The organism is Lentibacillus halodurans (assembly GCF_900112045.1).
In the GTDB taxonomy this organism is placed as follows: domain Bacteria; phylum Bacillota; class Bacilli; order Bacillales; family Amphibacillaceae; genus Lentibacillus; species Lentibacillus halodurans.
Genome location: NZ_FOJW01000010.1, coordinates 1 through 13,144, shown reverse-complemented (window position 1 = coordinate 13,144; position 13,144 = coordinate 1). Strand labels below are relative to the sequence as shown.

General features: G+C 42.2%; 12 protein-coding genes and 1 other RNA gene. 11 read left to right on the top strand and 2 right to left on the bottom strand.

Annotated features, from left to right (window positions below; genetic code table 11):
* Positions 1-113: 113 nt before the first annotated feature.
* From BM195_RS12390 to BM195_RS12360, 8 genes are all read left to right on the top strand, one after another.
* Complete coding sequence (locus BM195_RS12390) at positions 114-1,709, top strand: fatty acyl-CoA synthetase (RefSeq protein ID WP_170848261.1); 1,596 nt, start codon at positions 114-116, stop codon at positions 1,707-1,709.
* A 190-nt stretch (positions 1,710-1,899) separates the two neighbouring features.
* On the top strand, positions 1,900-2,040 hold the full coding sequence (locus BM195_RS18110) for a small, acid-soluble spore protein L (protein WP_139224002.1): 141 nt from the start codon (positions 1,900-1,902) through the stop codon (positions 2,038-2,040).
* Between the two features lie 29 nt (positions 2,041-2,069).
* Complete coding sequence (locus BM195_RS12385; protein ID WP_244535759.1) at positions 2,070-2,327, top strand: sporulation protein; 258 nt, start codon at positions 2,070-2,072, stop codon at positions 2,325-2,327.
* 53 nt (positions 2,328-2,380) lie between these two features.
* Positions 2,381-2,567, top strand: a non-coding RNA gene (ssrS, locus tag BM195_RS12380) — 6S RNA.
* Between the two features lie 177 nt (positions 2,568-2,744).
* The gene (locus BM195_RS12375; RefSeq protein WP_090238661.1) at positions 2,745-3,113 is read left to right on the top strand and encodes a VOC family protein; all 369 of its coding nucleotides are present in this window, start codon (positions 2,745-2,747) and stop codon (positions 3,111-3,113) included.
* A gap of 91 nt (positions 3,114-3,204) precedes the next feature.
* Positions 3,205-4,353: an AI-2E family transporter gene (locus BM195_RS12370; RefSeq protein WP_090238658.1), complete on the top strand. Its 1,149-nt coding sequence runs from the start codon at positions 3,205-3,207 to the stop codon at positions 4,351-4,353.
* Between the two features lie 138 nt (positions 4,354-4,491).
* A complete protein-coding gene (locus BM195_RS12365; RefSeq protein ID WP_244535758.1) occupies positions 4,492-4,998 on the top strand; it encodes a GNAT family N-acetyltransferase in 507 nt (168 codons plus the stop codon).
* 59 nt (positions 4,999-5,057) lie between these two features.
* Positions 5,058-6,056 (top strand): phosphotransferase enzyme family protein, encoded by a 999-nt coding sequence (locus tag BM195_RS12360; RefSeq protein WP_090238655.1) that lies wholly within the window; start codon positions 5,058-5,060, stop codon positions 6,054-6,056.
* Positions 6,057-6,128: 72 nt separating this feature from the next.
* On the opposite strand, the gene BM195_RS12355 is transcribed toward BM195_RS12360, so the two are convergent.
* Positions 6,129-7,064, bottom strand: coding sequence for an NADP-dependent oxidoreductase (locus tag BM195_RS12355; protein ID WP_090238652.1), 936 nt, complete (start codon positions 7,062-7,064; stop codon positions 6,129-6,131).
* Positions 7,065-7,182: 118 nt separating this feature from the next.
* Between BM195_RS12355 and BM195_RS12350 the strand changes: the two genes are divergently transcribed.
* Together BM195_RS12350 and BM195_RS12345 are read left to right on the top strand one after the other, a co-directional pair.
* On the top strand, positions 7,183-7,677 hold the full coding sequence (locus BM195_RS12350) for a DNA-deoxyinosine glycosylase (protein ID WP_090238649.1): 495 nt from the start codon (positions 7,183-7,185) through the stop codon (positions 7,675-7,677).
* 751 nt (positions 7,678-8,428) lie between these two features.
* A complete protein-coding gene (locus BM195_RS12345) occupies positions 8,429-9,391 on the top strand; it encodes an alpha/beta hydrolase (RefSeq protein WP_090238646.1) in 963 nt (320 codons plus the stop codon).
* 116 nt (positions 9,392-9,507) lie between these two features.
* Here the strand turns inward: BM195_RS12345 and BM195_RS12340 are convergent, their stop codons facing one another.
* Positions 9,508-11,508, bottom strand: coding sequence for a S9 family peptidase (locus BM195_RS12340; protein ID WP_090238643.1), 2,001 nt, complete (start codon positions 11,506-11,508; stop codon positions 9,508-9,510).
* Positions 11,509-11,952: 444 nt separating this feature from the next.
* Between BM195_RS12340 and BM195_RS12335 the strand changes: the two genes are divergently transcribed.
* Positions 11,953-12,135, top strand: a complete 183-nt coding sequence (locus BM195_RS12335) for a hypothetical protein (protein WP_090238640.1) — start codon at positions 11,953-11,955, stop codon at positions 12,133-12,135.
* Positions 12,136-13,144: the final 1,009 nt, after the last annotated feature.

Here is a 13,144-nt window from a genome sequence, read left to right as displayed (position 1 = left end):
TAAAAGAAGATATTTTTCATGCTTGTTTCAATTAGATATCTGAATTAAACTAAAACAAGGAATATTCAGCATATAAGTCATCGAAAAATCAGTTGAGGAGTGGAATGATGAGCATGAAAACAAATGTAACGGGTGGGCTTGGCAGGATGTTGGACAGGGCACGGCGGAATACGCTTAGCGATTTATTGGTGCGGACACGGGATCGGATGCCTGAGAAATTTGCGGTTGCATACAACGGACAGCGGTTAAATTATGTGGAATTGGATGAAATGGTAAACCAGACTGCACGTGCATTTCTCGATGACGGCATGAAAAAAGGCGACATGGTAACGGTGATGTCCAGGAACAGTCTGGATTTTGTTGTCGTCAACTTTGCTCTGGCGCGAATAGGTGCGGTGATGATACCAATTAATTATATGCTGTCGGCTGAGGATGTGCAGTACATTTTGGAACATGCGGAGGTCAGTGCATTAATCGCTTCCGAGGAATATGCACCGGTATTGGATAAGTCGGCTGAGAGCCTTAGTATCAGTCAGCGCTATTTAATGGACACGCTAGGTATGTATGATGGTGATCTCGCTCAGTGGGTGTCCTTGTCTGAAGTGCGTGAAGGACAGCCGGTTGACTTTGTTGATGCGAATATTGACGATGATGATCTTGCCCATGTGCTGTATACGAGTGGAACGGAATCACGGCCAAAAGGCGTTATGCTTTCCCATAAGAGCCTTGTCAGTGAATATGTCAGTTGTATTGTTGATGGGCAGATGGCAGCAGGGGATGTGCTCGTTCACGCCTTGCCGCTTTACCATAGCGCACAGCTGCATGTCTTTTTGGGGCCGAGCATCTATGTTGGGGCAAGCGGGGTAATTTTAGGCGCTGCAAGCCCGGAAGTCATTTTAAAAACAATTGAGGAAGAAGGTGCGACTCAATTATTTGCCCCGCCCACTGTCTGGATTGCCCTATTGAGAAACCCGGAGTTTGACGAGCGGGATTTATCAACATTGCAAAAATGCTATTATGGAGCGGCGATCATGCCACGGGAAATTTTAAAGGAACTTGCAGAACGATTGCCGAAAGCGCAATTCTGGAATTTTTATGGACAAACTGAAGTGGCACCGCTAGCAACAGCATTGCAGCCTGAAGATCAGCTGCGCAAACTAGGTTCTGCCGGTGTGCCGACGCTGAATGTGCAGACAAAAATTGTGGATGAGGATGGGGATCAGGTGCCGCGCGGAGAAGTGGGAGAGATTGTTCACCGAACCCCGCATACGATGAAAGGCTATTTGCATGATCCGGATAAAACGGCTGAAGTGTTCAAAAACGGCTGGTTTCACAGCGGTGATTTAGGTGTGATGGACGAGGAAGGCTATATTACAATTATCGACCGCAAAAAAGACATGATCAACACAGGCGGAGTCAATGTATCCAGCCGCGAAGTTGAGGAAACAATTTACCAAATGGATGCTGTTTCGGAAGTGGCTGCCATCGGCATTCCCGATGCCTATTGGATTGAAGCAGTGACGGCCATCATCGTGCGGAAAGAGGGGACGGAACTGACGAAAGAGGCCGTTGTGGCGTTCTGCCGAGAGCGGCTGGCAACATTCAAAGTTCCAAAACATGTGGAATTTACTGACGAACTGCCTAAAAATCCGAGTGGTAAAGTTTTAAAACGTTCTTTGCGTAGTCGGTATGAAAAGTTGGGGGATTAATAAGTTTAAAGAAGAATACCGAATTTCGGCGGAAAAAACGTCAAATATTCCGTAATAAACGTCGAATGAAGGGGGTAAAAATCTTTAATCATACGGCAGTAATATCCATGGGTTTTGGTTTTGTGAGAATCGCCGCAGTTTCAGCATAAGACACTTGATATTGAAAATACTATATTTTGGAGGTGTTTTTATGGCTGAGAAAAGGGATAACCGAAGCAAGCGTCAGGTCAAAACGAGTGTTAATAAACAAGGGATGAGTGAGGATGAGGCCGATCAGCAGCCTGACAGTCAGCTTGAACAGCGGGCTAAAAAGAAAAATACCAAAATTTGAACGCTATAGCGTTTAACTAACGAATAAGGGTGAGAACCATCGATTCTACATTGAACTATTTGCGTGAGTCACTGGTTAACCATCGTGACAACGATATGACGAAACAAATTGAGGATAAACTTCAGACAAATGATTTTAGAAATGAAGAAGAATTTGTGAAAAGCCTGGACCAAGAGGAGATCGAGTATCTGGATTCGGTCGTTGAGCAGGAATTGAATTATGCCAGAAACGCCGAAGATGATGTGAGGGTCAAACAATTGAGAGAAATTTACGCGTTGCTTTTCTGAAATCAGGTTAAAATTCCCATTGATTTTAGTGTCATAAAGATTTATTATATAAATACAGGCTGCGTTGTTCGTATTTAAATAAGTTTTAACCTCTAACAGATGAATAGGGAGTTTTATATCGGAACTGAAATGTCGTGCCTCCTTAAGCGTGGAAGACAGGAAAGTTCCTGCAAACACCCACTTGGTGAAGTGGTGGTTTTAAAACTTTTTATTTAAAAAATACGGCAATTGTGGCTGTCTACCACTTAAGTGATAAACCAGTTTCCATTTGGAAGCTGGTTTTTATTTTGTATTTAAAAGATTAATTAGATTGTTGATTCGATCAAGTGATAAGCAAAAGTTTACGGCCGCAATTCAAAATAACGATTATTCTTTTTGGAATTTTAAAGCTATGATGGAATAGAGGGAGTGATGATGATGTTTTTTAGTTATGAACGAATTGATCATGTCCAACTGGCGGCACCAGTGGGCAGCGAAGATCAGGCACGTGAATTTTACCGAGATTTATTGGGTTTTGCAGAAATTGAAAAGCCGGAGCAGTTAATGAAGAATGGCGGTGTTTGGTTTCAGTCGGGAAATGTTCATGTGCATATCGGGGTGGAAGATGCATTTGTTCCTGCTAAAAAGGCACACCCTGCTTTCAGCGTGAAAAACATTGAGATGATAAAGACGTATTTGGCCGGGAAAAGTGTTGACTACAGAGAGGATGACCAGCTGCCCGGGGCGAATCGTTTTTATCTCTCAGATCCATTCGGAAATCGGCTGGAATTTCTGGAGTGGGAATAGCAGGTAAAGCCAGTTCCCATGTCATGCCACATCAATTATGGAAATTTTTCGCAATATCGTCTATAATTTGATTATCAAGGAGTGACATGTTATGAAAACACCAACCCGGTTTATGAAATTTATTGGCGGACGTGATTTATTTTACGGTCTGATCCTGTTAATTTTGATCGGCATTACGATTTTTATTTATACAAAAATATCGTTCATCTTTACGCCGGTTCTGACTATCATTTCAACCGTATTGCCGCCGGTCATTCTGGCTTTTATTGCATTCTATTTATTGAATCCGATTGTCGATTTATTGGAACGTGTACATATTAATCGCATTTGGGGTATTATCATTATTATTCTGGGCATTAGCGGGCTGCTTACAGGACTGATATTACTGACGGCACCGGCGATTGAGTCGCAGATAAAGGATTTGGCATCCAGATTTCCGATTTATTTGCAACAGATGGGAGAAGGGATTGATCATTGGATCCAGAACTCGTTTCTCGCGCCTTATTATGAACAGGGGTATGTCTGGTTCACCTCGAATTTGAGTGATTTGACCAGCAGAGTGACCGAACATTTGGGTGGTGCCGTGGAAGGTGTCCAAAATGTTGCCAGCACGATTACCAGTGCGTTGGTTGTCATTATCACATTTCCAATTATATTATTTTTTCTGTTAAAGGACGGAGAGCGCTTTAAACGGTTTTGTCTGAAATTATTACCGCCCAAATACAGAGGTGAAATGAATCAAATCCTTCATAATATGGATGTACAGGTCGGCTCCTATATTCAGGGACAGATTATTGTAGCGACGTGTATTGGCATGATGCTGTACATCGGTTATTTAATCATTGGTCTGGATTATGCCATCACACTGGCGATTGTGGCTGCGATCACTAGTGTTGTGCCATATCTGGGCCCGATGATCGCCATAACACCGGCGATTATTATTGCCATTGTTAATTCTCCTGTGATGCTGTTGAAATTGGGGATTGTCTGGGCAGCGGTACAGTTTTTGGAAGGAAATTTTGTCTCGCCGAATGTCATGGGAAAGACTATGCAGGTCCATCCGCTTACCATCATTATTGTATTGCTGGTTGCGGGAAATTTGTTCGGTGTTGTCGGTGTTATCCTCGGTATTCCGGGATATGCGATTTTGAAGGTGATTGTCGTTTATTTGTTCCAAAAGTTTAAGGGACGTTACAATCGTTTTTACGGTGAAGAATTTGGGACTTACGAGAAAAAATAATCATTGCCATCAAATAAGGCTGCTGTTCTCTGCAGGGAATAGCAGTTTTTACGTGATATAATTCATGAAATCGGTCGCGGTATTCATATATTCATTGCAAGTACATTTTTAACCAGCCAAAAGATGAAACGGGGGATGATGAAGATCGATATACGCTTGCTGGAACCAGAGGATGCCGAGACATACAAGAAGATACGACTGGAGGCGCTGCTTAACAGTCCTGAAGCTTTTTCATCCAGTTATGATGAAGTGCAGGACAATTCGCTCGATAAGTATAAGGTTACATTTCAGTCCGACAATGTATTTACCTTTGGCGCATTTGCAGCAAATGAATTGATCGGTGTCGTGACGCTCGCCCGGGAAACAGCCAAAAAAGCTGAACACCGGACAAACATTAGCGCGCTTTATGTTACATCGTACAGAAGGGGCTTTGGGACGGGAAAAAAGTTAATACGGACGGCTGTTGATCATGCCAGGTCTCTTGAAGGCGTTGAGCAGATTTGTTTATCTGTCATTGTCAAAAGTAATACGGCTAAGAGTCTTTACTATGCGCTGGGTTTTGTTCCGTTTGGCATTCATAAGCGGGCGGTGAAATTAGGTGATATTTACTATGATGAAGAATATATGGTAATGTTTTTAACGTAAGAAGAACGATTGACCCATTTAAAGAATGGCAAGACAAGCTTTACTGCTGGAGGCTTTATATGCTGCAAATAAACTTCAAACATTCACTAGTTGATACGGAAACAATCAAACAGATGACAGCGGAATATGATTTGGGCGACTTTATTCAATGTGATCTTTTGGCACGCAGTCTGAATGATACATACTTCATAACAGATGATGAACACAGATATATTTTCAGGCTTTACCGGTCCGGCTGGCGCGATAAACAAAAGATTTTGTTTGAATTGGATACCCTGGTTCGTCTGTATGATCGAGGATTTGCCGCGTCATATCCGGTTAGAAAGAAGGATGGACTGTTTTTGAATGAGATAGATGCACCTGAAGGTTTGCGTTATGGTGTGCTGTTTTCGTATTCGGAAGGGAAGCGCCCGCAAATTAATGCGGACAATTCAGAAATGATCGGTGCAACGCTTGGCCGGCTGCACAAACTGACAACCGAATTTTCCGTGAAGTATGATCGGGGTTTTGAACTTGACACCGAACATTTGCTGGATGAACCGGCAGCTTTTATTTCACCAGTGATTGAAAGATATCTCGGAACCGGCGCAGTTGAGATATTAAACATTGTTGTGGAGAACACTAAGGCTGATTTGGCAGAACTTGATCTGGAAAAAGGCTTCTGCCACGAAGATTTTCATAACCACAACATGCATATCCATGACGGCGAAATAGAAGTGTTTGATTTTGACTGCTGTGCGTTTGGGTATCGGGGCTACGATATCGCAGTATCCTGGTGGAATTTGAAAAATAATTATAAAAATATGGAAGAAGCGTGCTGGGATGCATTTTTGAAAGGGTATTTGGCAGAACGAGATCTGGCAGCAGACGATGTAAGAAGCCTTCCGCTGTTCATTACTGCCAGAAGAATCTGGCTGATGGGAACAATGCTTGCTAATGATGATGTGTGGGGGACGAATTGGATTAACTTACAGACATTGAAACTTTTTATTGGCCAATTGAGGACTGACCGGCTGGGTGATGAGGATCTGAGAGAGAGGGACGGTGATATTGAGTGAATTAGATGTCTAGTATGCCTTAAAGTAAGCGAAGAAAAAACCTGTATGGATCACAGGTTTTTTCAACATTCCCTACTTCATGTGAATAACAATTTTTCCTTTTGCGTGATGTGTTTCACTTAGCTTATGGGCTTCACGCATGCCTTCTTCGCTGAACTGGAAAGTATGACCGATATATGCTTTTACGTCACCTTTTTCCATTAATTCACCAAGTCTGGCTAATTGTTTTCCATCCGGCTCCAGCCATAAAAACCCCGCCTTAACACCTTTGGATGCAGCGATTTCTTCGTTTGGCGGCTGAGCGATGGAGACGAGTTTTCCGCCCTTTTTCAGGACATTAAAACTTTTATTCTGGATGTCGCCGCCCATGGTATCAAGGACGATGTCATAATCGTCCATAATGTCCTCAAAATCCTCTTTTTGATAATCAATGAATCGATCCACACCCAATTCTTCCAGGAATGCTTCATTTTTGGCACTGGCTGTCGAAGCAACATAAGCATTAAAACTTTTCGCGATTTGGATGGCGAAGCTCCCAACACCACCCGATCCGGCATGTATTAATACCTTGTCATTTTCTTTTATATCTGAGAAGTCCACCAGGCATTGCCACGCTGTAAGGCCGGTAAGCGGTGCAGCGGCTGCCTCCTCAAATGAGATCTTTTCCGGTATTATCGCTAGCAGATTTTCGTCAACAGCCGCGTATTCCGCATAGGTTCCCTTTTCGGTTGTATCTGGTCTGGCAAAGACTCTATCACCAGCAGAGAACCCGGAAACATGATTCCCCACTTCAACAATAACGCCTGCCGCATCCCATCCTAAAATGATGGGGAATTTAAAAGGGAGCCTTTCCTGCAAATACCCTTCCCGCACTTTCCAGTCAATCGGGTTAACAGATGTTGCATGAAGCTCGACTAATACTTGATCATCTGCTATAACAGGATTGGGAACTTCCTCTTCTACAAGCTGATCGGTGCCTCCATATTGATGAATGACAACTGCTTTCACATTAACCCTTCTTTCTAAAAGTACGTTGCTGTTATTTGTTCCCATTTATTGATACTTTCAATCATGTTTTCGGGGTTATTCGATAGAAAAACGTCATATAGCAATGGAGGTTTTGCAAGTGAAACAACAATTGTTTTCATTTCCGCCCGTACTTCCAGAACAGCCCAAGGTGCTGATCCTGGGGTCAATGCCAGGGAGCGTATCTTTGGACAAAAATGAATACTATGGTCATCCGCGCAACCATTTTTGGCATATTATTTTTGGGTTATTCAATCAAGTGCCGCCCGAACACTATGATGAAAAAATAACCTTTGTCAAAAGCCGGCAAATTGCTTTGTGGGATGTCATCGGAAAATGCAGCCGAGAGGGAAGTCTTGACAAAAATATCGTGGATGAACAGCCGAATGATATCATCAGATTGTTGCAGGAATACCCTGCTATTCGGTTAATCGCCTGTAATGGAACAAAGTCATACAAAACGTTTATGCGACATTTTGGGACAGAAAATGTCGATGTCATTAAGCTGCCATCAACCAGTCCAATACCGGGACGTTATACGAAGAGCTTTAAAGGGAAGTTGGAAGAGTGGAAGCAAATTTTAGACTATATTTGATGAATTTCGCGCCCGGAAATGGTATCATTTGGTTAAGACAAAAGTATGATGTTAAATGTGCTGTTGGAACTCATGCTCCAGTTAGCTAAAAACTAAAAATTCATTTTAATGAATATTTGCTGCCCGAAATAAATAAACTGACATTGGCTGTTTTTTAATACGGCCGTAAACTGGCCGCAAGCGGCTACTTGCGGCCAGGACGGTTACTTTCGAGTGTGGCGGCTTCGATCAGGGACTGAAAAAAAGTAATACCCGGAATCTTCATTGTGCTAAGGAGGGGGATTACTTTTTTTCGTTAAAGTCAGCAATTAACAATACAAGCGTACCAAACATGAGCATCAACTCAAGGGTCTTGTCAATTGGAATCACTTACGTCAACCCCTTTCATTTAAGGGATTTGAAGCCGTCAAGCAAGGAAAAATCTTTCCTGCTTCCTTTACCGTAAGCACACTCGCATAACCTGTCTCTTTTATTATACTACATATAAACTGGAAAAGCTTGTCATTTTCGTAAAATGGTAAAATATTCTCATAAGTCTGCTAACTGTTCCTGCAGCCGTCTTGCCCTTTGCGAAGATAGATGATTATTGGAATGCGGGCAGGTTTTCTGTCCGTTTTTTTGAACGGTAGACACTAGTTTTTGAGCGGTTAGCAGACCGCAATTCCATCAATTACTATTAGATAAACTGTCCAAATTTTCGAGATTATCTTGTATAATACAGATAGAAGGTTTTTTTGGAAAGGGGAAAGGCGTGAAACGAAATAAATGGCTTAAGATTGTTATTGGGATTGTAAGTGTCGGCTTCATTATCGTTATGATTGCAAGTTTTTATTTTTATAATTTGGCAATTGACCGCAATGAGAAGGATTTTTTGCAGGGGAACGAGGATCTGGAAGTATCTGCTGAAACGATGGAAGTTCTGACTGACGGTAATTGGCGGACATGGGTTGACGAACAGGACTTTGATGAATGGACAATAACTTCATATGATGGAATTAAACTGAAAGGGTACTTTCTTGAGGCGGAACAGCCATCCAACAAAGTTGTTGTGATGGCACATGGCTACCTTGGCAATGCGATGGACATGGGTCTTTTTGGTCAATATTATTATGAGGAAAAGGGCTACAACATTTTTACAGCTGATGCACGAGGGCATGGTGCAAGCGACGGTGACTATATTGGCTTCGGCTGGCATGATCGCAAGGATTATGTGGACTGGATTGACCGGATTATTAAAGTATATGGAAAAGATACTGAAATTATTTTGCATGGCATTTCAATGGGCGCCGCAACAATGCTCATGACTGCTGGCGAAGAACTTCCGGACAATGTAAAAGCCGTAATCGCTGATAGTCCATATACAAGCGTTCATGATATGTTTGCATACCAGATGGATCGGATGTTTCATTTGCCATCATTTCCGTTCCTACCGTCCACTAGTATGGTCACAGAATTAAGGGCAGGCTATTCATTGAAAGAAGCTTCAGCTCTTGAACAAGTAAAAAAAGCAGATGTTCCGATTTTGTATATTCACGGGAATGCCGATACATTTGTACCTGCGAGCATGTCGGAAACATTATATGAAAATACGAAAAGTAAAGCTGATCTTATGACAGTGAACAATGCCGGACATGGGGAGCCATTTGTGGTCGCCAAAGAAAAATATATTGATAGGCTTAATACGTTTTTGGCTCATTATACAGATTGGCAATAAAAAAACGGACGATTCTCTTTATAAGAGGGCGTCCGTTTTTTTATGTCATTTTATCATCAATAGGCAAGAAAAGTCTCCGGTGTTCTTAGGAAGCCCCGTTTTAAACGGCGCTTCGTTCAAAGATATTCGTCAAACCAGCGGGTAATATGGTTTAACCGCTCGATGCGCATTTCCGGTTTTCCGCTCCGGCTTAATTCATGGTTGGCATCAGGGAAGCGCACGAACTCAACCTCTTTCCGCATATGCTTCAATGCCACAAACATTTGCTCACCCTGTTCGATCGGACAGCGGTAATCTTTTTCTCCGTGCACAATTAATAAAGGTGTTTCAATATTTTCGACATACTTGAGTGGGGAGAAATCCCACAGTTTTGCTGGATCTTCCAGCAAATTTTTGCCAAGTTCCCATTTGGTGAAGAAATAGCCGATGTCACTCACGCCGTAAAAACTGAGCCAATTGCTGATGCAGCGCTGGGTTACGGCTGCTTTAAACCGGTTTGTATGGCTGACAATCCAGTTTGTCATAAAGCCGCCATAACTGCCGCCGGTTATACCAAGTCGATCTTTGTCGATAAAATTATATTCATCAAGTATACCATCAACAGCACGCATCAGGTCGGAATAATCCTTTCCCCCATAATCTTCACGGCAGGCGTTTACAAATGTTTGACCGTATCCATGGCTCCCCCTTGGATTGGTATACAGCACGACGTAGCCTTTGGCGGCAAGCAGCTGCATTTCATGGAAAAATGTCTGACCGTACATAGCGTGCGGTCCACCGTGTACTTCCAGGACAAACGGATATTTTTTGCCTTCTTCAAACCCATATGGGCGCAGTAGCCATCCCTGGATTGCCCAGTCATCATCTGTATGAAATGTCAGTGTTTCAGGCTCACTTAATTTTACGTCATCCAAAAAGTTCCTGTTAGCGTCAGTCAGTTGGTTTATTTGCCCTTTGTTGTCCAGTCGATGGAAGTTACAAGGGTTTGTCGGCGTGCTGATGCCAAGAATAAATGTCTCTCCATTATAGGAAAAACCGAAAACGTGGTTGTTATTGTTGTACAGCACAGTCAGCTCCCCATTCAGATCAGACTGGTATAATCCGGTTGCTCCGAAATCGGTACCAACAAAAAATAAATGGTTTTCGTCATGACTCCATACAGGGCCTATTTCGGATAGTCCCATTCTAGTATCACCAATCATGGCATCCCCTAATTGGAAGTCCCAGTCACTGCTCAAGCGTCGTCTGTCCCCTGTTGCAGCGTCAAAAACAAATAAATCATTTAACGTGGCTCCCTGGTAGGCAAATTCATGGCCGAAACAGGCAATTTTTGCTCCGCTTGGTGAAAAGCGAGCATTTCCGTATTGACCGTTTCCATCGGTTAAAGTTATTGTTTCTTTTGTGGGAAGATTTAAAAGGTAGAGATCGTTTTTTAATTCGTAATCTTCATTGGTGCTTAGGTTAGCACTGAACAGCAGTTGTTTCCCATCCGGTGATATGTCCTCAAAATGGTGATCTGTATCGGCAGACGTCAACTGTTCAAACGTTTCAGCAGCAACATTAAACCGGATGATTTGTGTACGTTTATCATCATGGAATCCTTTAGCGTCTGATTTATACTTCAAACGATTAACGATAAACGGCTGTTTGTTTTTTTCTTCTTTCTCTTTTTGGCGTTCGTTTTCAGATAGTTCGTGCTGATTTGTTACGTCATCATCTTTTTCCAACGGTGCGCTGAAAATGATATATTTACCTTCTTTGGACCATTCCGGGTTTACGGCACCATGTTTAAATGTTGTCAGCTGTTTCGCTTCACCGCCATCAGTATGTAATAGCCAAAGTTGCGGAACACCGCTTCTGGTCGATTGGAAAACGACTAGTTTGCCATCCGGCGAGAACCGCGGGTGATTGTTTTTAGCATTTTCAAACGTCCATTGTCTTGGTTCTTGTTCATTTAAGGAGTGAACAAACAATTGTGATGCATAATCATTGTCATCATTCGCGGTAGTCGATACAAACGTATAAGCACCTCCATCTGGTGTAAAATGCGGGTCGCTGTAAACACTGATTTGTTTCAGGTCTTCCGCGGTCAATGCACGTTTTGCTTCATCGCTCATTGTGTAACCTCCTTATAAGGTTGTCTTAATCTTCTTTCTATATTAAACTATTTCGGATCACGAATCAATAAGTCTTCATGATCACAACAAAATGACATACTAAACGTGATGATGCAGGATAAAGAAAAAACATACTAAGATTAGTGGGTAATGTCATCGACGAGTGAGATTACCCACTATTTTCTTTTTAAGCTATAGTGAGAAGTGAAAGAAAGCCCGACCGAAGTCTCGAGGATTGCGAATCTGAATAAAAAACCAGGCTTAATTCACTTTCATTTTTGAATCAGGTTTAAGTATGCTGGGGCCATAGAGCTCGTGTATAGGAAATTGGAATCGAAATGAATAAGTGAAGATCTTTCATACAAACAAAGAGGATAGGTAATGAAATGGGAACAGTAATGGCTTTAGATGTCTCCATGGGTAAGAGCTATAAGGTTGTTTACGATGGCCAAAATTGTCTATCTGAAGGTTGAAGGGGAAATTATTCATAATCAATCTGGTTTTCAAGAACTAATGAATGAAATTCAAACGCTTCCTGATGATTTGATGTTTGTTTTTGAATCTACGGGTATTTCCAAATTTTTAGAAACGTTTTGTCAAAAAACAGCACTAACCGTAGGAAGGTGAGGCTGAGACAAAAGGATATAAGCCAAAGATACATCCGAACGATGATCCCACTATGATTGGAACGGTTTGGATTTACCTTTTGAGTATTGTTGAAAATTTGTTGCGAATGATCGATAAACGGAGAAGTAACTTGGTCTTAGTTTTGCTTGCTTCCATTCTTTTGTTGGTGAATGCATGATTGTCGCTACGGAAAAATACGCCCTTTCCGGGGCACAGCCACAGCTAATGTTGCCAAGAAACACACTTGGCAAAGTGGATCTTCTGCTCGCGCTGTTCTCCAGGCGTGCCGCATTTTTCCCAGCTTAGAATCGCGTGTTCTCATCAGGTAACAGCAAGTTCAATGAATATCGTTCTATAAGTTCTTTTCTTTCAACCATCAGCACCCTAACATGAGCGGAGGCAGCATTCGGAGACTCCTATGGGAACAGCACGAGCCGAAGACCCGGCAGGAAGAGGTCTTTGCTTTCCGAGGAGGCTGAGGCCGTGCCCATGGTAAACACTATGCTGCCGGAGCAAATGATCGCACGCAACTAACATCAGAATGGAAGGAAAGCTACACCAAGACTGAATAGGATGTGACTGTTGAAAAAGTAAAATGCTGCACTTCCTGCCTTGTAATCATTCGTCTTTAGCGTGGAAAGTTTTCATTGTGTCCCAGCCTTGTATATTAAGTACTAGAGGTTCGCTACCTCTGGTGCTTTTTTAGTTTATACTAAAAGCAACGCTGTGGATTAGTAACCCAGCCTACAGTACTTTTTAGTAACTGGTTTTTAGAGAATCTAACCACAGCTCTTTGTTTATCTGTTAATCAGTTAGATAACGCAAGACGTTTGATTTCGTACAAGGATACAGGACAAGGAGTGCGTGGCTTGAAGCACAGCGTAATAAAGTCGAAGGAAGGAATTCTAATGATTTATGTGGGGATTGATGTAGCTAAACATAAACATCAAGTAGCAATTATTGATAACAAAGGGGAAATCTATGAAGACGACTTAATAATATTAAACAA

Bases quoted from the DNA above. Each gene is read 5' to 3' on its own strand.
- BM195_RS12340 (WP_090238643.1), bottom strand. From the start codon at position 11,508: ATGAGCGATGAAGCAAAACGTGCATTGACCGCGGAAGACCTGAAACAA.
- BM195_RS12360 (WP_090238655.1), top strand. From the start codon at position 5,058: ATGCTGCAAATAAACTTCAAACATTCACTAGTTGATACGGAAACAATC.
- BM195_RS12390 (WP_170848261.1), top strand. From the start codon at position 114: ATGAAAACAAATGTAACGGGTGGGCTTGGCAGGATGTTGGACAGGGCA.
- BM195_RS12370 (WP_090238658.1), top strand. From the start codon at position 3,205: ATGAAAACACCAACCCGGTTTATGAAATTTATTGGCGGACGTGATTTA.
- BM195_RS12365 (WP_244535758.1), top strand. From the start codon at position 4,492: ATGAAGATCGATATACGCTTGCTGGAACCAGAGGATGCCGAGACATAC.
- BM195_RS12335 (WP_090238640.1), top strand. From the start codon at position 11,953: ATGGCCAAAATTGTCTATCTGAAGGTTGAAGGGGAAATTATTCATAAT.
- BM195_RS12375 (WP_090238661.1), top strand. From the start codon at position 2,745: ATGTTTTTTAGTTATGAACGAATTGATCATGTCCAACTGGCGGCACCA.
- BM195_RS18110 (WP_139224002.1), top strand. From the start codon at position 1,900: ATGGCTGAGAAAAGGGATAACCGAAGCAAGCGTCAGGTCAAAACGAGT.